This window comes from Pseudomonas sp. FG86 (assembly GCF_057808775.1).
In genome coordinates this window covers 105,772-125,301 of sequence record NZ_JBMDIS010000013.1, presented here as the reverse complement: position 1 = coordinate 125,301, position 19,530 = coordinate 105,772, and the positions used below count along the sequence as shown (strand labels likewise).

Below are 19,530 nucleotides of genomic sequence, written 5' to 3'. Positions count from 1 at the left end.
AACGCGGGGCAAGCCCGCTCGCCACAACAGGCCCGCTCGCCACAACAAGCCCGCTCGCCACAACGGGCCTGCTCGCCACAACGGGCCCGCTCGTCACAGGGTTTCCAGTTTGCTGTGCGACAGCGCTACGTCAGAGACTCAGCGGCGGCTCAACGTCGGCTCCTTCGCCATGCACGCCACCAGATAATCGATAAACACCCGCAACTTCGGCGGCAGATACCGCGTTGGCGAATGCAGCAACCACGCCTGACCATGGTAGGACGCAATAAAATCCCACGCGGGCAACACCTGCACCAAGCGCCCTTCCTCCAAGGCATGCCGCGCGGTGAAATACGGCAAGCTGCCAATCCCCACATGCTGCAACACGGCATCGAGCCGCACGCCCGTGTGGTTTGCCGCATAACGCCCACGCACGCCGACCGTCACCGCCCTGCCGCCCTGGCGAAATTTCCAGCGTGAATCCCCTGGGGTTTCCCCCAGGTAGATACAACTGTGTCCTAACAAATCCTGGGGATGGCCAGGCGTGCCGTGCTCGGCCAGATACTGGGGTGTCGCGCACAGCAAGTGCTCGATGGGCAGCAGTTGCCGCCCCACCAGCCCAGGCGGCGGGCTGTCGGTGATGCGGATGCTCAGGTCGACGTTGTCGTCGATCAGGTCCACATGCCGATCCTCCAGGATCAGTTGCACATCCACCTTGGGATAACGCCGCAGAAACTCCGGCATATGCGGATGCACCACAAAACGCCCCACCGCCTTGGGCACGCTGACCCGCACCAGGCCCTCGGGCTCGTGGGTGAACTGGCCGCTGATTTCCATCACCGAGCGCGCCGCGTTGACCATCTCCTGGCAACGCTTGAACACTTCTTCGCCGCCCTCGCTCAAACGCAACTTGCGCGTGGTGCGCTGCAGCAGGCGAGTCGCCAGCGCCTGTTCGAGTCGCGAAATACTCCGGCTCACCGCCGACGGCGAAACACTCAATTGCCGCGCCGCTGCGGAGAAACTGCCGGCTTCCACCACTTTGACGAAGATCGCCATTTCACCCAGCAGCGGCAAGGGAAGATTGATGCTCATGACGCACAGGTCCATTGATAATTCAGCGGATTATCACTCATTCACGCACTATTTATACTGCCCGCAGAACCTTGATGCGGATGTAGAGAATGACCGAGCGCCTGTTTTTCACCCACGACCACCTCACAGCCGAGCTTGAAGTGCTGAGCTGCACGCCGCACGCAGGGCAATTTGCCGTCATCCTGCTATCGACGATTTTCCACCCCCAGGGCGGTGGCCAACCGTTCGACACGGGCTGGCTTGGCGGCAGTCAGGTAGTGCGGGTCACCCAAGAGGCCGATCGCGTGGTGCACTATGTCGACCAGCCGGTGGAACCGGGCCCGATCACGGCGCGGGTCGATGAGCAACGTCGCACCCTGCATACCCGCCTGCATTCCGCCGGCCACTTGATCGGCAATGTCGGCGAAACACTCGGCTGGATGCCGATCAAGGCGCACCATTGGCCAGGCGAAGGCAAGATCACGTTTATTCGTGGCGAACAGGCCCAGACCATGGACGCCGAAGCCATTCAGCAGCAGGTCAACCAATGGATCGCCGCCGACTTCCCGCGCCATATGACGCTGGAAGATGGCACCCGGGAAGTCGGCTTTGGCGAACTGCCCGCCTATGCCTGCGGCGGTACCCATGTGCAAGCGTTGAGCGAGCTGGGCCAGGTGACGATCCTGGCGCTGTCGGAGAAAAAGGGCGCGTTGTCCGTTCGCTACGAAATCAACTGACACAACCCATCAGCGGCAAACTCAGCGATAAAAGCACGCCCTAGACCATGATCGCCCCTGCCCGCCCCGGCTCCACTACAAACGACTTGAGCGTCGAAACGGTGGCTGCCGGGTCGCGCGGATCGGTAATCACCCGAAAGTTCGTCAGCATCTTTCGCGCCTCCAATGCCACCGACACATAGCCCCGCTGGCGACTGTCGAAAAACTTCACATGGGGGTTCAGCGGCAGGATCTGGGTGAAGGCGTCATAGGGCGGCCCGTCGGACGTCACCGACGTGCCGACAAACTCGGTGGCGACGACCGGTGAATCCGGGCGATCGCCATCGGCATGCAGGTCCGTGACCCAGAACGAATGGATATCGCCGCCCCAGAACACCGGGTTCTTGACCCGATGACGCTCGATGGACGCCAGCATCCGCGAACGATTAGCCATATAGCCATCCCACCCATCGGTCCAGCGCCCAGGCATGTGGCTGGTCAGGTCGCGTTGGGTCAGCGGTGCCACCAGCAAGTCCTGGGCGATCACATTCCACTGCGCCTTGGACTGGGCGAAGCCCTGGTCCAGCCAGGCCTCCTGCTGCCACCCCAGCATCGTGCGCCCTGGGTCACGCAAGTCGGCGCAAGTATTGGCCGCTACATGCCCCTGGTGGCTGCCATTGGCGAGGATGCACGGTTGTTCGGAGCGATACTGGCGGCCGTCGAGTACGTGGAAACGCGCCACTCGTCCGTAGTCCAGGCGTCGGTAGATACGCATGTCCGAGCCGTGGGGCAGGCTGCTGGCGCGCAGCGGCATATGTTCGTAGAACGCCTGGTAGGCCGCTGCCCGTTGCTGGAGAAATTGTGCCACTGGAATCCTGGGGTCCTGGGACCAGCGGTTGGCGTAGTCGTTCTGCACCTCATGATCGTCCCAGGTGGCCACGCTGGGGGCCGCGGCGTGCAGGGCCTGCAGGTCCGGATCGGTTTTGTACAGGGCGTAGCGGTTGCGGTAGTCCCTCAGGCTCACCGCATTGCCACTGCCATGGGGACGAATGATCTTGCCCGAATCGGCCGCATAGGAATTGTCATAGATGTAGTCGCCGAGGAAGAACACCAGGTCGGGTTGCTCCGCCGCCAGGTGGCGATAGGCGCTGAAATAACCACGCTCCCAGTGCGAGCAGGAAACAAACCCCACGTGTGCCGATGCCATCGCATCCCGTGGCGGCGCCGTACGCGACTGCCCCACCGGGCTCTGCGCCCCCAGCCCCTCGAACTGGTACCAATACGGCCTGCCCGCCACCAACCCCGCGACCTCCACATGCACCGAATGGGCAAACCGCTCGGTGGCCATCACCTCGCCCTGGCGCACAATGCGTGTCATCGCCGCATCGCTGGCCACTCGCCAACGTACCGGCACCGCACGCCTCAAGCCACCCTGGCCATCGACCGCATTGAACAACGGCGCCAGGCGTGTCCAGATCACAAAGCCATCTGGCAGCGGATCGCCAGACGCCACGCCCAAGGTGAAGGGATAGTCGACTCCCGCACTGCGGGCGAACGGGCTGAGAATCGAAAAGGTGGTAGCCACCGCCAGCCCGGCAAGTACCCGGCGGCGGCCAAGATCAATCTCGCCGCTCATGACCGAGACTCCCAGTCCTCACGTACCGCGGCGAACACCAGCATGTCTTCATACACCCCATTCTTGAGATACGCCCCGCGCCTGCAACCTTCGTATTGCAGGCCGATTTTTTCCATGACCCGCGCTGACTCCTTGTTGCGGCTGAAGCACTGGCTTCCCACGCGATACAGACCGAGTTCGGTAAACCCGTAGTCCATCAGCGCACGCGCGGCTTCGGCCGCATACCCCTGGTTGCGCGCATCCGCCGCCACCCAGCCACCCAAGTGCCCGTAGTGATGAGTAGCGTTGATGCGCAGGCTAACGATGCCCACCAACGCGTCTATGTCACGCCGATGCATGCCCAGGCTAATCAAGCCCAGGGAACGAAATTTTTCCTGCATGCCGTCGATAAAACCATGGGCGTCTTCCAGCGTGTACGGCGACGGAATGCTGGCCGTGTTGTCGGCAACGTTCGGCCCGTTGGCAAGGGCGCACAACGTCTCGGCCTGGGCTTTTTCCAGCGCTCGCAACAGCAGTCGCGAGGTGGAGAGATGTGGCAATTGGCTACTCATTCCAGGGGCACCTCAATGTAAAGTTTTTGAGAATGCCCCCTGTGAGTGTCAGTTTGGTTACACCCCGGAAATGACCGGTAAGTCGTCTGTAAGACGCGTCCTAGAGCCCTCAAAACGTCAACTAAAGTTAACCGTTCGGTCATTTTTCATTGCTAGCGTGTCGCCCCTAATTCAATAACGGGGTAGCGGAATGAGAACCTGGGATGAACCCAAGAAGCGCAAGGCACACATCGAACTGATCCCGATGATCGACGTGATGATGTTCCTCCTGGTGTTTTTCGTACTCGTGAGCCTGAACGTGATTCCGGCGCTCGGTATGAAGACCCAGTTGCCCAGCGCCAGCAGCTCACAACAGCTCAAGCCACAGAACAAATTCATCCTGACCTTGGGCCTGGAAGGCCAGCTGCAACTCGACGGCAAAGACCTTACGGTCGATGCTCTGGTACCGGCGCTGAAGGCGGCAGAAAAGCCTGATACCAAGTCGACGATCATCGTCAACAGCGACAAGGGCGTGGAAGTGTCGCGCCTGGTCGAGGTGATGGACACCCTGCGTATGGGTGGCTTTACCTCCGTGTCCATTGCCACGCGTAAGTCCTGATCATGTACGTCCTGTTTCGTGCGCGTCAGCTGCTCGGCAGTGTGCCGGCCCTGATCGCCCTGGTGCTGATTGCACTGGGTATCCAGTCCCAGACGTTGAAAGTCGAGCCGGTGTACGACGAGTCGGCGGTCGAGTTGGCATTGGTCGAACCGGAGCCCGAAGTGGTGCCGGAACCGGTGGTGGAACAAGAGCCGCCACCCCCCGTGATCGAGGACGAAGAGGCCCCGCCGGCCCCACCGCCGCCACAGCCCAAGCCGGAACCCAAGCCCAAGCCAAAACCGCAACCCAAACCGGTGATCACCAAAACCGCGCCCACCGCGCCACCGGTAGCCGCCGCCAAACCGGCGCCACCCGTGGTTGCCCCGGCGGCGCCGACACCCGCACCGCCTGCGCCACCGAAAGTCGACAGCCAGGCCCTGGAAGGCGGTTACCTCAAGGGTTTGCGCAATGAGCTGGACACCTACAAGCAATACCCCACCGGACGCCAGGCCTCCCTCGAACGCCCCACCGGCGAGGTCGTGATCTGGCTGCTGGTAGACCGCCAGGGTCGGGTACTCGACTCCGGCTTGCAAACCCAGGCCTCGAGCATGTTGCTCAACCGGGCCGCCACCAACAGCTTGCGTCGTATCAAGCAAGTCAAGCCGTTCCCCGAGCAAGCCTTCGGGGGGCGCAATGAGCAGCGCTTCACCGCCACCTTCAACTACAGCGTGCAATAAGCACCCGACACCAGGACGACAGTGATGAGGTTCACACGGATTCATCTGGCACTCGTTGCCGCAAGCATGGGCCACGGCATGGCCATGGCCGACACCAGCGACAGCGATGTCGGGACCATTGGGGTTCAGGGCAAAGCCACTGCCGGTGGCGGTTATATGGTGCAGGAAGAAAGCATCAAGGCTCGCTCCACCGTGACCAAGGAGGCCCTGGATAAACAGACCGCCACCGGCAATGCGATCGACAAGCTCAAGTACACCCCGGGCTTGAATATCTCCAGTGAAGACAACACCGGCCTCTCGGGCTTTCGCTTCACCATGCGCGGGCTTAACTCCGATCAGGTGGGGATGTCCGTGGACGGTATGCCGATCAACGATTCCGGCAACTACGCGTTGTATTCCAACCTGCTGGGCGACCCGGAAAACATCGACCAGATCTTCGTCACCCAGGGCTCGGCCGAATCCGACGGCCCGCATATCGGCTCCAGCGGCGGCAATATCGGCATCGTGACCATTCGCCCGACCAAGGAAACCGGCGCGTTCGTCAAACAGATCATGGGCAGCAACGCCACGCGCAAGACCTTCGCCCGTCTCAATACCGGCGAGGTCAATGGCCTGAGCAACTGGCTATCGGTGTCCCACACCGAAGGCGAGATGTGGCGTGGTTCAGGTGCCGTGCGGGCGGACAAGGTCGAGTGGAACAGTTTCTTCGATGCGGGCAACGGCAACACCGCCAACCTGATCCTCAAGTACCACGAGCAGGACAACAACAGTTATAGCCAGTTGACCAAGGCCCAATTCCAACAGAACGGCCCTAAGTACGACCCCTACCCCGCCACGCCGACCGTGGGTAGCAACGGCAAGCTCAATAGCTACTACGCCCTGGCGCAGAACCCGTTCCAGACCTTTACCGGCGTGCTCAACACCCAGTTCAAACTGGCCGATAACCTGGCCCTGTCGGTGATCCCGTATTACTACTGGGGCAACGGCAGCGGGGTCGGCTCATCCAGCTACGCACTCAACCGTGGCTCGAACGCTGGCGGCGTATTCGACCTGAGCAACCTGCCTACCGCAGCGCAGTACAACGCCGACGGTTCCTCCACCACCGGCGTGTACTACCGCCCTTCGCGCACGCAGACGTGGCGACCAGGGATTACCACCAAGCTGAACTGGGACCTGGAAGAACACAGCCTGCAATTCGGCTACTGGTACGAACGCGCGCGGCAGAGCCAGACCCAACCGTTCATTGCGCTCAAGAACAACGGCAAACCCACCGACACCTGGCCGGACGGCGACGCCGTGGTCGATGCCAACGGCAATACCGTGCAGGGTCGCGACCGCTTCACCGTCACGCCAGCACAGAAAGTCTGGGCACAGGACACCTGGTATTTCGCCCCCGACTGGACCCTGGTGGCCGGCCTGGCGTACATGAACGTCAAGCGTGACGGTACCAACCACGGCAGCCTCACCGAACAAGCCGAAAAACGTAACCAGAGCTACAACAAACTGCTGCCCAACGCTGGCCTCAAATACCAGCTCGATGAACGCGACCAACTGTTCTACAGCCTGTCGCGCAACATGCGTATCCCGCAGAACTACGTGCTGTACGACAAGGGCGTGGACTCGATCAACTCCAAGCCGGAAACCAGCTGGAACCATGAGTTGGGCTGGCGCTTCACCGGCGACGACATGACCGTGGCCGCCACCTTGTTCTACATGCAGTTCAAGGATCGCCAGGTGTCGTCCAAGGACATCAACGGCGACTTCGCCGACATCAACGCCGGCTCCGTCAACAACAGCGGGCTGGAGCTGGAGTGGAGCGGCCTGCTGCCCAACCACTTCAACTATTACACCTCCTACACCTACACCAAGGCCGAGCAGCAGGATGACCTGACCGTCTACAACGCCGGCAAAGCGATCCTGTTGCCCACCAGCGGCAAGCAGTTCGCCAACGTGCCGAAAAACATGCTGGCAGCCAACATCGGGTATGACGACGGGCGCTTCTACGGCACCTTCGGCGGCAAATACACCAGCAAGCTCTACGGCGACCTGACCAACGATGAAGCCATCTCCGGGCGCACCGTGTTCAACGCCGGCGCCGGTATCTACCTGCCGGTGGACAAGAAGGTGGTCAAGGACGCGACCCTGCGCCTGAACGTCGACAACCTGTTCGACAAGAAGTACCTGGACGGGGTGTACACCACCAAGACCAACGCCGCCACCTACGGTGGTTTCCGCGACGGCGACCCGGCCTACATCGTCGGCCTGGAACGCACCGTGACGGTGTCCCTGGAAGCCAATTTCTAACTGCGAGGTCAGTGAACATGGACATGAACCTGCTCCACGACATCACCTTCTATGTGATGTATGCCGCGATGGCCATCGCCATCTTCATCACCATCGAACGAGGCATCTACTTCGCCTACGTCCGCCGCCAGGCACGCGCCTTGACCGCGGCACTGGGCGCCCAGGTGCACAGCGAGCGCGACTTGCCGGATAGCTTGACGCGTCGCGACAGCCTGCCATTAAGCATGGTGGTGCCGGTGCTGGCACAGAAGGCCTCCCACGGTTCGCGCAAGGACCTGGATGACGTGATCGAAACCCAATACCTGACCACCCGCGCGCCACTCGCCCGCAGCCTGTGGATCATCGAGACCATCACCACCGCCGCGCCGCTGCTGGGCTTGCTGGGCACCATCCTCGGCATCATCGACACGTTCAAGGCGCTGGCCTCGGCGGGCGTGTCCGACCCAGGGCAGATTTCCGGTGGCATCGGTACCGCGTTGTTCGCCACCGGTTTGGGGATCGCCATTGCGCTGTTCTGCGTGGTCTTCCACAACTTCTTCCAGGACAGTCTGGAGCGCATCAACGATCAGTTGAAGATCCTGCTGATTCGCGCCGCCACCGGTGCCCGTGTGCAGGGTGAAGTGCCGCATCTGGTGCCTGCGGCGTTGCACAGCCGTACTGCGTAAGTGTTAGGACGGGCGCGTGATGCGCCCGTCTTCTTTTTCTGACTCGAGACCGCTATGTCCCTCTCCTTGAAAGTGCGCATTGCAGGCCTCGCCGGCTTGCTCATGAGTCCGCTGGTCCAGGCGGATTTTTCGATTCCGGGGTTTGAACTGGTGCACACCGTGCCGGTGGATACCGCGTTGGGCACCGCCGATCTGCGCCAGCCGGGCCCGGTGTGGATCGAACTGTTCGACGGCGCCAAAAGTACGATCGATATCGGCCAGTTCTACGCGGTGGATCACCCCGGCTCGGTGATGGACAGCGTCATCGAACGCTTGGAAGCCGCTGGCAAACGCGGCGTGAAGATTCGCTTCCTGCTGGAGGAAAAAGGCATTCGCTTGTCAGAAGCCTCCACCTTGGAACGCTTACGCGCGATTCCCAACCTGAGCTTACGCGTGTTGTCGTACGGACAACTGAGCGGCGGGATCCTCCACGCCAAATACATGGTGGTCGATGGCAAACAGGCGTTTATCGGCAGCCAGAATTTCGACTGGCGTTCTTTGGAACATATCCATGAAACCGGACTGCGGATCACCGACGCCCCGGTGGTAAGCCAGGTACAGGCGATCTTTGACCAGGACTGGCGAGCGCAGGCCGCCCTCACCGAGCACCAACCCGTGCCCCTGCCGGCCGCCGGTACAGCACCCGCGCGCACCGGCAACTACCTGGTGGCCAGCCCGCAACGCTACAACCCGCCGGGCGTGGGTGATTCACAACTCGAACTGCCACGCCTGCTCAGCGAAGCACAACACGAAGTCCGCGTGCAGTTGCTCGACTACGCGCCGCTGTCCTACGGCCCGGATAAAACCCGCCCGTATTACGCCGTGATCGACAACGCCGTGCGAGCGGCCGCCGCGCGGGGGGTGTCGATCAAGCTGATGGTGTCGAACTGGAACACCGACGCACTGGAGTTGCCGTACCTGAAAAGCCTGGCGGTACTGCCCAACGTGCAGATCAAGATCGTCACCCTGCCCGAGGCCAAGCAAGGGTTTATTCCCTACGCGCGGGTCATCCACAGCAAGACCCTGGAGATCGACGGGAAAGTGGCGTGGGTGGGTACCAGCAATTGGCTGGGTGGCTACCTGGATAACTCGCGCAATCTGGAAGTGGTGATGCGCAGTGAAACGATGGCCAGGCGTATAGGGGATCTGCATGAGCAGCTGTGGGACGGGCCCTACGCAAGAGCCTTGAACGTCACCGATGAGTACCCGGCGCCCCATCCTGGCCAGCATTGACCAGGGACACCTGAGTAATGGTAGTGTGTGGAAATGTTTCTGACAGATCGATCAGAAACGTCCTACTCACTACCTGCAAAGGAATGCGTCCCTCCATGCACTTTCCACTTAAGCAATTGGCCGTTGCGACCCTGTTCGCGGCCAGTCTTTCGGCCTTTACTTCGCCCGCCTTCGCCAACATCACCGCGCAGCAGAGCACGGCGATTATCAAGAGTTTCAGCGAAACCTCCGTCACTGATTTTCGTGGTTTCCTCGGCACCCTGGCCAAGGGCGAGCTGGGCAAAACCAGCGACGTGGGCCCGGCCATCAGTGCATTTCTCGACAACAAGCCCCTCACCGCCGAGCAGCAAAACGAAATCCATCGCCTGCTGGGTATCTACACCCGCGTGAAGTACGGCAAGGCTGCCCTCGAAACCCTGCGCGAGCTGGTGGAAATCCCCACCTTCAACGTGGATGGCCTGCCGCAGTACAAAAACCCGCAATTCCTCAAGATCGCCGACAAGCTCCAGGGCCTGGCGAAAGCCTTCAACCTGAGCTTCCGCAATGTCGACAACCGCGTGTACGAAATCTCTCTGGAGGGCAGCGGCGATGAAGTGGTCGGTATTCATGCCCACGCCGACGTCGTGCCAGTCACGCCAGAAAACTGGGTACTCAAGGACGGCACAAAGCTCGATCCGTTCAAGGTCACGCTGATTGGCGACCGCATGTATGGCCGCGGCACCGAGGATGACAAGAACGGTATTGTGGTGGCGATGTATGCGATGAAGGTGATCAAGGAGGAGAAACTGCCACTGGCGCGCAATTTCAAGCTGCTGGTGGACACCACCGAGGAAACGTCGGGGGATGCGATCCCGTATTACTTCGAGCGCAACCCGACGCCGCAGTACAACCTGGCACTGGATGGCGGTTACCCGGTGGTGATTGCCGAGAAAGGCTATGGCACGGTCATGGCCACCTTCCCACGTCGCAAGGGGGAAGGCAAAGGCGCGGAAATCATCTCGATGACCGGCGGCATGGCCACCAACCAGATTCCGTCGGCTTCAGTCGCCACCCTGGTCAGCGACAAGCCGGCCGAATTGGCCGCCAGCCTGCAAAAGGCCGGGGCTGAATACGCCAAGCGCAACGGCGGCGATTTCGAGGTCACCGCCAAGGTCGACGGCAAAGACGTCAAGTTGACCGTCACCGGCGTGTCCGCGCACTCGTCCGAACCGGAGTCCGGTGTCAACCCGGTGGCGCGCATGCTGGAATTGATCCACAGCGTCGACGGCACGATCGCCCTCAAGCACAACCACATCACCGACGCCGCGCGGTATGCCTCGGATAACTGGGGCCTGGATTACCTGGGGGGCAAGTTGGGCGTAGGTTTCGCCGATGACTTCATGGGCCCGCTGACCACCTCGCTGACGTTTGTCGGCCTGGATGACAAAGCCTTCAAGCTGGCGGTGAACCTGCGTGTGCCGAAGGGCAAGTCGCCGGAAAAACTCAAAGCCGAGATTGCCGACAAGCTGAGCGCTTGGGACAAGAAAACCAAAGTCAAAGTGGACTTCACCTACTCAATCGCCGAACCGATGTACCGCAACCCCGAAGGCGAGTGGGTCAAGGCCCTGCTGGCGGTGGCCACCGAAAACCTGGGCATGGAACACAAGTTCGGGACCTCGGCCGGCGCGACGTCGGTGCATGAGCTGCCGAACGGCGTGCAGTTCGGCTTGGCGCGCCCGGAAGTGAAATACACCGGCCACACCGACAATGAGTTCAAGACCGTCGACCAGTTCTTGCTGGACCTGCAGATCGTTACCGAAATGATGGGCCGTATCGGGCAACTGCCGAAGCTCTGACCGGACGGAGCCCGCCGCAACGGCGGGCTCTCAGACGTCGAGCATGAGGATATCCTCGAAGAACCCACCGACGGGTTCGGTGGGATGGCATAGCTGGATTTCCAGGACCCAGGCCATTTCACTCGGGGGGATCTCCAAGGCAGCCAACTCCTTGCACTCGAACAACGCGTGGGGGAAATCGGCGATGCGATGCCCGGCCAGGTTGCGCGCCAACCTCCAGCCTTTTGAAACGGCACGGGATTCAGCGAAGTCATAGAGTTCGCAACCGGTCAGGCCACGCGTCCACGCTTCGCGCGTTTCATCGAAGACTTCATGCAGGGCCTTTTTGCACGCCAGGTGCAGCGGCGCCTCACCGAACACGAACGTGTCGCCGTAGTCGCCTTCGTAGCCGTCCCACACGGGGCCAAGATCCACCACCGCGATATCGCTGGCGCGCAGCCTGCGCAGCGGGTCGATCCCCTCCCTGGGCGGGCGAACGGTGTCATCGCCAAAGCGAATGTAGGTCGGGTGCCAGGTATGCGAAGCGCCCATGGCTTGCAGTTGCCGGGCCGCCATTTCGAGGGCCTCGGCCGTGGTCATACCGACCGTCAGTTGGCTGGCGATCGCCCCCAGGGCACGCATGGAGTGTTCGCGTGCCGCCAGCATGCCATCCAGTGAATAGCGTGGGCCGACTTTTTCCCAGATCGGGTCAAACGCGAGTGCTGGGGTTTCTGCACTCGAACGTCCGCTGGGCACAAAGGCTTCGGCGACAAAGCGGTGAGCCGGCAGACCCGCCTCAAGGCAGTGTTGGCGGACGTGGCCGATCATGGCGCTGTTGCCGCACGCCCAGACCTGGGTGTTTGCCCAGGCATGCCCATGGCTCAGCGCCACCTCTTGCACCCGCCCCTGGGACGCCAGCACCGGGTGCCAGTGAAACCCCGGGAACTCGCTACTCGCCCAGGCGAGAAATGCGCTGTCGTAAAAGTCCTCCGGCCGCGAGCCGCCCCAATACAACGTGACCTCTGCCTTGCGCGCCAGCGCCGTCAGCAGGATGGGCTTGATGCCGGCATAACCGGTGCCCGTGGCAAACAGCACGGCGGCGCTGGCGTCCACGTCTTGCCAGGTACAAGCACCAAAAGGCCCTTCCAGCGTCAACCCGTCGCCGACGTCGAGTGCAGCCAGGAGGATGTCGGAAAAATGCCCGCCGACCACCCGACGAATATGAAAGACCAGGCGTCCGTCATCCTGGGCCGGCAGGTTGGCTATCGAGAAGCAACGCGAGTCGCCGTCGTCCAGGCAGAACTTGACGTACTGCCCGGCCCGCACCTCCAGGGGTGTATTGGGCAGCAGCACCAACTCGATGACATCGGGGCTCAGGGCGCGAATGCTCACGACCTGCGCCTCGACCGCCAGGGTGGGCGCGTCCAGCGACCAACCCGGGATTTCCAGGCGCATGTCGCCACAGGCATGACTCTGACACAGCAGCATCTCATCCGCCGCCAGCGGGTAACTCGGCGCGGGTGCGCCAGGCGCCAGGGGTTTGGCCCGGTAGTGACCCTCTGCGACCACCACCTTGCACGATCCACAGGCACCGCGCCGGCAAGAAAACGGCACCGACAAGCCTTGGGCAAGCATGGCATCCAGCAACAGTTCGTCACCGGCCTCAAAGGTTTGGCCGGAGGGGGACAGTTCGATGACATGACGTGTATTCATAACAACCTCGGGGTCAGTGAGGCTTGATTGTTGCGTTAGACTAGGCCCATTAAAACCTCCAGTTTTGGATACTTCATATGGTCCAGATGCGTAAATGGCGCCCGCTGCTCAAGCTTGACGCGAGCGCCAGCCAAGCGTCCTACCGCAAGATCGCCGAGGGCCTGGTGACCGCGATCGTCGAAGGACGCTTACCGCCCGGTACGTTGCTGCCCGGCACGCGGGAGATGGCGCAGTTGCTCGACGTCAATCGCAAGACCGTAATCCTGGCCTACGAAGAGGCACAGACCAAAGGCTGGCTGGTCAGCGAGCCGCGTCGGGGCACCTTCGTCAATGCGCAATTGGCGTCCAGGCACCTGCCCAGCCATGCGCAACAGTCCTTCGCCCCCCACATCCTGGCACAGACGAACGCCCCGTATTTCGACCAGAACGCCCAGGTGACGGCACTGCATCATCGGCATGACGCGCTGTTTTTCGACAATGGCACCAGCGACCACCGCTTGCTGCCGCAAGCCGTGTTACATCGCTACTATCGCAATGCCCTGCGTAACAGCTTTGCGTCCAACACGGTGCGCTTTGGCAGCGAGGGCACCGGCTATCAGTTGCGCTGCGCCCTCGCCGAGATGCTGCGCAACAACCGCGGGCTGGCGGTCAACGCCGACAATATTTGCCTGACCCAAGGCACTCAAGTGTCGCTGCACCTGACGGCCAGCCTGCTGATCAAACCCGGCGACGTGGTGTTGGTGGAACGCTTGAGCTACCCACCAGCGTGGGAAATTTTCCGAAAGCTGGGGGCGCAACTGGTCACGGTGGAGATGGATGAGGAAGGCTGTCGCACGGACCAGGTCGACCGTCTGTGTCGCGAACATAAAGTGCGGATGATTTATGTCACCCCGCACCACCAGTTTCCGACCACCGTCAGCCTGCACGCCGCGCGACGGCAACACCTGCTCGCATTGGCGGCACTGCATGACTTCTGCATCATCGAAGAAGACTACGACCACGAATATCACTTTAACGGGCGCCCCTACCTCCCGCTGGCCAGCGACCGCGCGCAGCGCCACGTGATCTATATCGCGTCGTTATCCAAGGCACTCGGCTCGACGTTTCGCTGCAGTTATGTGGTGGCCCCCACTGACCTGATTCAAGCCCTGCATCGCAACGCTGCCCTGATGCTGGGGGACGCCGATGCGGTTGCGCAAAAGATGCTGGCGGACCTGATCAATGACGGTGAGTTGAAGAAGCATCTACGCCGGGTGTCGAAAGAATATCGGGCCCGCCGCGAAACCTTACAGGCGTGCCTGCATGAGGCGTTCGGTGATCGCATCAATGTGCGGGAGCCGGAAGGTGGCCTGGCGCTGTGGGTGCGCTTCGAAGATCAAATAGACGTTGACCAGATGGTCGCAGCAGCGCTGACGCACGGGCTGGTGGTGCGCAGCGGCCGGCAGTTCTCGCCCACCGGCCAAGCGGAAAATGCACTGCGCCTGGGCTTTGCGTCACTCAACCAGGAAGAGATCCGCCAGGCCACGTTACGCCTGGCCCACGCGGCGAACACGCGATGAACACGAGTGCGATCAAATCGTCGATCCTCACTGACCGCCGTTGTCGTCACAGCGGCAGCAGGAATCGAGACGTCTCTTCAATCCGGGCAAGCTCGGGGAATTCGAGCAACAGCGCGCGGTTGCCCCTGCCGATATGCTCCATCACCGCCCGTGTAATGTGCTCACGCACCATGCCGGTCGAGACGTAATACATGGCCCAGGCCTGCTCGGGCGTGGAGCGGCCAATCTGCTCTTCAATGTCCTTGTAAGCCTGGTCATCGTCCGACTGCGCGTCGCGCTGAAAGTCGCACTGGCACATGATTTACCTCCCTCCCTGGAGCCTGCGCGACAGCCCCTTGGGCTGCCCTGCTCATTCACCCGGTCACGTACCACTCTTGACCTTGGTCCACACACGTGTACGGATGCGTTCCAGCTTCAAGGGCAGCGGTTCGAGAGGAACCAGCGTGGCAATGGTCTCCTTGGAAGGGTAAATCCAAGGATTGCTGCGCAGCTTCTGCTCGACAAGCTCGGTGGCATCTTTGTTGGCATTCGGATAAAGCGTGTGGTTTGAGCTCTTGGCAATGACTTGCGGCTCAAGCATGTAGTTGATGAACGCCAAGCCCTGCTTTGCGTGAGGAGCGTCTTTGAGCAGCACGAAATTTTCCGACCAGACCAGCCCGCCCTCGCGAGGCAAGCTGTAGGCAATCTTGCGTCCGGTGTTGTTTTTCTCGTTGATTGCCTGCGCCATCAGCGCCCCACTCGCCCACCCCACGACCACACAAATATTGCCATCGGCGAAGTCAGCGTCGGTTCTGGAGGAATCGAAGTAGAGGACGTAAGGGCGAATTTTCAACAGTAGCGCCTGGGCCTTCTGGTAATCCTCGGGGTTCTGGCTGTTACTCGGCAGCCCGAGGTAATGCAACGCGATGGAGGTGATTTCACTCGGGGAGTCGAGCATCGCTACGCCACAAGACTTGAGCTTGCTGATGTTTTCTTCTTTGAAGATCAGGTCCCAACTGTCCACCGGGGCGTTATCACCCAACGCGGCCTTGACCTTGTCAACGTCATAGCCGATGCCGGTGGTGCCCCATAGATAGGGCACGGCGTAGCGGTTGCCGGGGTCATTGGTCGCCAGCAAGGCCAGCATTTCGGGGTCGATATGGGAAAAGTTACTCAGTTGAGTGCGGTCCAGCGGCGCCAGCACGCCCGCCTGGATCAGGCTTGGCAAGACATTCGAGGTGGCGACGACGACATCATACCCGGTGCGCCCCGCCATCACTTTGCTTTGCATGATCTCCGCACTGTCAAATGCATCCATATGCATCCGGGTACCGGTTTTTTGCTCGAATTCCTTGGGGGTCTCGGGCGCGATCAAACCGAACCAGTTGTACAGATTCACCCGTGATTGTTCCGCCGCGGCCGGGGCGCTTGCACCCAGGCAAACAAGCGCGGTTAAAAAAAAGCCTCGCAAATGCAATTGACTCATATAACTATCCTTGTCAAAACGACAGGCCCTCATGGCCATGCCCCGCTGTGGGGGTGAATATACCGGGCACCGTTGAATAGTAAATACCTACGAATACTTAGCCATGCCCTGCGGATACCTAACCCTAAAGGGGTAGAAAATGTCACTCGACCTTCATAACCTCGCCTGGCATCGGTCGGCCGGGGCGCTGATCATGCAGCTCAATCGTCCCGCCTTCTGGAGCTCACTGGTTCGCGTATTAAAGGAATATGTGCCGATCGACAACTGGGTCGTATTGGTCTTCAGCGATCAACACGTACAAGTCATCAGCATGACCGAAGTGGCGGATGCGGACGAAGTGGATGCACTGACTGAACGCTATGTAAAAGGGCTTTATCTGCTGGATCCGTTTTACATTGCCAACCGTGAAAACCCGCAGAGTGGCTTTTTTCATTTGTCAGACATTGCACCTGAGCACTTCCTGACCACTGAGTATTACCATCAGTATTTCGCCCAGTACATCTACGCGGATGAGGTGCAGTACAACGTCCAACTCGACACGGATAGAACATTGTGCATTTCATTTGGCAGTAACACCCGGTATGGCCCGGAGCAGATCACGACACTGGATATCATCAAGCCCTGGGTGTTGGCATTGATGCATCAACGCATGTGCTTTGAGACTGACCTGGAAAAAAACCTCGTCGAAGTGCCACCCTGGTCGGAGGCGATCACCCAGCTGGGCAATCAAATAACGGCACGCGAAAAGGATGTCCTCAAATTGCTGTTGAGTGGTTTTTCCAATAAGGAAATCGCCGGCAAGCTGAACCTGTCGACGGAGACCATAAAAGTTCACCGTCGCAACCTCTACAACAAACTGAACATCAAATCTCAATCCGAGCTGTTTACTCGCTTCTTCCTGCCCAGGCAGGAAACGCTGGTGGAGCATTGAGGCGACGCCGGTTTCAGCTGCGCTATAAATCGCGCGCACACAAAAACGCCGATCATCACTGATCGGCGTTTTCATTGAATATGGAGCGGGAAACGAGTCATGCACTAGAGCGCTAAGTCTCTGTTTCCCAATCACTTTCTCCACTGTGGTGATCAGCGAAGAACTCAATTATAGCCTTGTTTTTCGCCCTCGGCAACAAAGTTCATCCAACCACTTCCACCAGCGTCCAAGGATGATCCATCCACCCGTCGTTACGCCTGATGCGTCCAGCTGCTGAGCGGGTTCGCTATCGAACTCCAACTTGCGACGATCATGACTTGCGCTCGCTCCGCAGGCAGCGCGGGGTGGTGTCGCGTGGACTACCTGGCACCTGGACGGCTGTAGGACACAACCGCCGGCATCGGAACACCGCAAGTCCTCATCTTTACATCGCTGCGGCTAACTTCGCCGGAGCGCAACGCGGCGCCAGTGTAGTGGCAGCCAGCCTCAACGAAGGCGTGCAGCAATCCGGTTCATCTGCTCGATCTCCGCGCGCTGGCCATCGGAAATCGCTTGGCATAGGTTGACGAGTTCCGGATCTGAGAGCTGCGCCTCGCGGCACATGAGGATCGCTCCCGAATGGTGCGGGACCATAGACGCGATGAACTGTCGATCGCCGATTCCGGTTTGAGCACGGGTAGCGGCAAAAGAACCGAGTGTGAGAACGGCAAACAAGCCGTACAGCACGAGATTGAGCCGCCGGTTTGGAAACATGCCGGGCATTGTCGCTAGCATGAAGATGCCCATTGGCGCCCACATAGTGACCGCCATGTAGAGCATGTTGAGATTGTTTCTGAAGTCCCTGGCGCCGTCGATCATGCTGAACATTACGAAGTACATGACGACGAGGCCCAACACCATGTTCACCCAGAACTTGGCGTATGGTCGGCCGTGCTTACCCATCTGACCGGATGTGTGATGTTGATGTTCATGGGAATGTTCAGCCATCTCCGTCTCCTATGTGCTGGGGCAACCTGGCAGGGTCACTGGTACTGCGGCAGATACTTTGTCGATATATCAGCATGTGGAGCGATGCATCACTAACCGCTGATTTCCAGTCCCCAACTGGACGTAGGGGCGTCGAACGCTTCAACTCGCTGGTCTTGAACCGTCTGGATATCAGACCATACCAAATCGGTCTTGATGGGCTTTGCGCCACCTATGACGCTGGTACCGTGAGCGCCAATATCGAGCTTGCGTCCTCATCGCTCGATGGGCCGGCAACTGATCGATTCTTGCATATCAAGCAAGACAAGGCCACCTGCGGCGGACGCCAATGGCCTCCTCCGCCTTCGCTTAGGGCATCGCCTCAAGCGTCCGTCGCAGGCCATAACGACACAACAGCCCTTGGGCAAGAAAGGAGCCGGTGATGTAGCGCACCCGAAAGGAGACGAAGACATGCACAAGGACATTTCAACATCAAAGGTGTTCTATCGTCCCATCGAGGCGGCCATCCGATGGGCTGGGTTGCTGCGGTATCTCCCGATGATCCTGGCCACGATCGCGTCACCGCGTGTCCTGCCTCGGTCGCTGAACTGCCCTCGATGGAATGAGTGCCGGCTGCACTCGGAACGTATCTATGACGGCATCCTCAACGGAGAGCTGCCCTACGGCAAGAACGGGATCACGCTCAATGATCCGAACCTGCTCAATTCTCTGGATCTGACTGTTCGCCATGTCGATCTAAAACGCTGGATGCGCACCCACTATCCCGAGCACCGGCCAGGATTTCTGTTCAGCCGTGGCGAACGCATGGCGCATCCTTTCATCACCATGGAAACAGGACAGGCGATCCTCGTGGAGCGGCTGGCCCTTCAGGCCGCGCTTGAACAAGCCCGACGTGAGATGCGAGAACTGCAGGAGCAGCACGACACGCTACTCAAGCAATCCTCGGTGCTGTTGGCATCCAAGCAATGCGAGATCAGCGAACGGGCGGAAACGACCTATCTCAACATCATTGGAGGGATGTTGACGCTGATGCTGAGCCAGTCGCCTTCAGGCGTGCCCTATTCCAGCTTCAAAACGCAGGAGGCCCTTGTCTCTGCATTGGTCGCCCACTACGGCGGCACCATGGGCATCACTGAGCGCACCTTAAACGGAAAGTTCGCCAACGCTAAGAGGTACGTTCGTAGCGCAAGCGCATGAGGTTATCCAGCTTGTATGTGCAATCGCGGAGATTGCATTTGCAATGTCTTTCCGCAGCCAGGTCTATTGAATAGAGGTCACGCCAACAAACGCCACCGAGCGTTCAGGAGTGACCGCCATGTCGCAGACCCCTGTACTCCCGCCGAACGAGCGCCGCATCCTGCGGCTCGATGAAGTCGAAGCGAAGTCCGGCTTCAAACGCGCCCACATCTACAACCTGATGAAGAAGCGCCAGTTCCCTCAGGCGCTGCGCCTGGGCGTGCGCGCTGTCGGCTGGGATTCGATCGAAATCGACCAGTGGATCGCCGAGCGCCTCAACCACCGGACCTGACCCGCTCTCCCGCGGACTTCCCATT

General features: G+C 60.2%; 18 protein-coding genes. 11 read left to right on the top strand and 7 right to left on the bottom strand.

All coding sequences use genetic code 11. The features are described from left to right. Nucleotides 1-138 precede the first annotated feature (138 nt). On the bottom strand, nt 139-1,071 hold the full coding sequence (locus ACODSV_RS11880) for a LysR family transcriptional regulator (RefSeq protein WP_150053949.1): 933 nt from the start codon (nt 1,069-1,071) through the stop codon (nt 139-141). Between the two features lie 89 nt (nt 1,072-1,160). On the opposite strand from ACODSV_RS11880, the gene ACODSV_RS11875 reads away from it, so the two are divergent. After that, entirely contained in the window at nt 1,161-1,787 is a 627-nt protein-coding gene (locus ACODSV_RS11875) for a serine-tRNA(Ala) deacylase AlaX (RefSeq protein ID WP_024074351.1), read from the top strand. 40 nt (nt 1,788-1,827) lie between these two features. Here the strand turns inward: ACODSV_RS11875 and ACODSV_RS11870 are convergent, their stop codons facing one another. Together ACODSV_RS11870 and ACODSV_RS11865 are read right to left on the bottom strand one after the other, a co-directional pair. Then, nucleotides 1,828-3,402: an alkaline phosphatase D family protein gene (locus tag ACODSV_RS11870; protein WP_150053948.1), complete on the bottom strand. Its 1,575-nt coding sequence runs from the start codon at nt 3,400-3,402 to the stop codon at nt 1,828-1,830. Then, entirely contained in the window at nt 3,399-3,953 is a 555-nt protein-coding gene (locus ACODSV_RS11865; RefSeq protein WP_150053947.1) for a GNAT family N-acetyltransferase, read from the bottom strand. The genes ACODSV_RS11870 and ACODSV_RS11865 overlap by 4 nt, the downstream gene beginning before the upstream one ends. Before the next feature lie 190 nt (nt 3,954-4,143). On the opposite strand from ACODSV_RS11865, the gene ACODSV_RS11860 reads away from it, so the two are divergent. The 6 genes from ACODSV_RS11860 to ACODSV_RS11835 all read left to right on the top strand — a co-directional run bounded on the left by ACODSV_RS11860 (nt 4,144) and on the right by ACODSV_RS11835 (nt 11,343). Next, complete coding sequence (locus ACODSV_RS11860; protein ID WP_017254317.1) at nt 4,144-4,551, top strand: ExbD/TolR family protein; 408 nt, start codon at nt 4,144-4,146, stop codon at nt 4,549-4,551. Between the two features lie 2 nt (nt 4,552-4,553). After that, nucleotides 4,554-5,267 carry an energy transducer TonB family protein gene (locus ACODSV_RS11855; RefSeq protein WP_150053946.1) on the top strand — a complete coding sequence of 238 codons (714 nt, stop codon included), beginning with the start codon at nt 4,554-4,556 and terminating at the stop codon, nt 5,265-5,267. A gap of 24 nt (nt 5,268-5,291) precedes the next feature. Next, the gene (locus ACODSV_RS11850; protein ID WP_150053945.1) at nt 5,292-7,571 is read left to right on the top strand and encodes a TonB-dependent receptor; all 2,280 of its coding nucleotides are present in this window, start codon (nt 5,292-5,294) and stop codon (nt 7,569-7,571) included. A gap of 17 nt (nt 7,572-7,588) precedes the next feature. Then, nucleotides 7,589-8,236 (top strand): MotA/TolQ/ExbB proton channel family protein, encoded by a 648-nt coding sequence (locus ACODSV_RS11845; protein WP_069075596.1) that lies wholly within the window; start codon nt 7,589-7,591, stop codon nt 8,234-8,236. A gap of 54 nt (nt 8,237-8,290) precedes the next feature. Continuing rightward, the gene (locus ACODSV_RS11840) at nt 8,291-9,508 is read left to right on the top strand and encodes a phospholipase D-like domain-containing protein (RefSeq protein ID WP_150053944.1); all 1,218 of its coding nucleotides are present in this window, start codon (nt 8,291-8,293) and stop codon (nt 9,506-9,508) included. A 95-nt stretch (nt 9,509-9,603) separates the two neighbouring features. After that, nucleotides 9,604-11,343: a dipeptidase gene (locus tag ACODSV_RS11835; protein ID WP_150053943.1), complete on the top strand. Its 1,740-nt coding sequence runs from the start codon at nt 9,604-9,606 to the stop codon at nt 11,341-11,343. Nucleotides 11,344-11,373: 30 nt separating this feature from the next. Here ACODSV_RS11835 and ACODSV_RS11830 read toward each other — a convergent pair whose 3' ends face one another. Next, nucleotides 11,374-13,035 (bottom strand): M24 family metallopeptidase, encoded by a 1,662-nt coding sequence (locus ACODSV_RS11830; protein WP_150053942.1) that lies wholly within the window; start codon nt 13,033-13,035, stop codon nt 11,374-11,376. Nucleotides 13,036-13,112: 77 nt separating this feature from the next. On the opposite strand from ACODSV_RS11830, the gene pdxR reads away from it, so the two are divergent. After that, entirely contained in the window at nt 13,113-14,594 is a 1,482-nt protein-coding gene (pdxR, locus tag ACODSV_RS11825; protein ID WP_150095192.1) for a MocR-like pyridoxine biosynthesis transcription factor PdxR, read from the top strand. A 46-nt stretch (nt 14,595-14,640) separates the two neighbouring features. On the opposite strand, the gene ACODSV_RS11820 is transcribed toward pdxR, so the two are convergent. Both ACODSV_RS11820 and ACODSV_RS11815 read right to left on the bottom strand, forming a co-directional pair. After that, nucleotides 14,641-14,892, bottom strand: coding sequence for a hypothetical protein (locus tag ACODSV_RS11820; RefSeq protein ID WP_024074341.1), 252 nt, complete (start codon nt 14,890-14,892; stop codon nt 14,641-14,643). Between the two features lie 63 nt (nt 14,893-14,955). Further along, complete coding sequence (locus tag ACODSV_RS11815) at nt 14,956-16,059, bottom strand: polyamine ABC transporter substrate-binding protein (protein ID WP_489045432.1); 1,104 nt, start codon at nt 16,057-16,059, stop codon at nt 14,956-14,958. A 139-nt stretch (nt 16,060-16,198) separates the two neighbouring features. On the opposite strand from ACODSV_RS11815, the gene ACODSV_RS11810 reads away from it, so the two are divergent. Further along, nucleotides 16,199-16,990: a response regulator transcription factor gene (locus ACODSV_RS11810; protein WP_150053939.1), complete on the top strand. Its 792-nt coding sequence runs from the start codon at nt 16,199-16,201 to the stop codon at nt 16,988-16,990. A 486-nt stretch (nt 16,991-17,476) separates the two neighbouring features. Here ACODSV_RS11810 and ACODSV_RS11805 read toward each other — a convergent pair whose 3' ends face one another. Continuing rightward, complete coding sequence (locus ACODSV_RS11805) at nt 17,477-17,977, bottom strand: DUF305 domain-containing protein (protein ID WP_003098996.1); 501 nt, start codon at nt 17,975-17,977, stop codon at nt 17,477-17,479. 450 nt (nt 17,978-18,427) lie between these two features. Between ACODSV_RS11805 and ACODSV_RS11800 the strand changes: the two genes are divergently transcribed. Both ACODSV_RS11800 and ACODSV_RS11795 read left to right on the top strand, forming a co-directional pair. After that, entirely contained in the window at nt 18,428-19,174 is a 747-nt protein-coding gene (locus tag ACODSV_RS11800) for a hypothetical protein (RefSeq protein WP_003098991.1), read from the top strand. A 118-nt stretch (nt 19,175-19,292) separates the two neighbouring features. Further along, nucleotides 19,293-19,505 carry an AlpA family transcriptional regulator gene (locus tag ACODSV_RS11795; protein WP_003090093.1) on the top strand — a complete coding sequence of 71 codons (213 nt, stop codon included), beginning with the start codon at nt 19,293-19,295 and terminating at the stop codon, nt 19,503-19,505. The last annotated feature ends 25 nt before the right edge of the window (nt 19,506-19,530 follow it).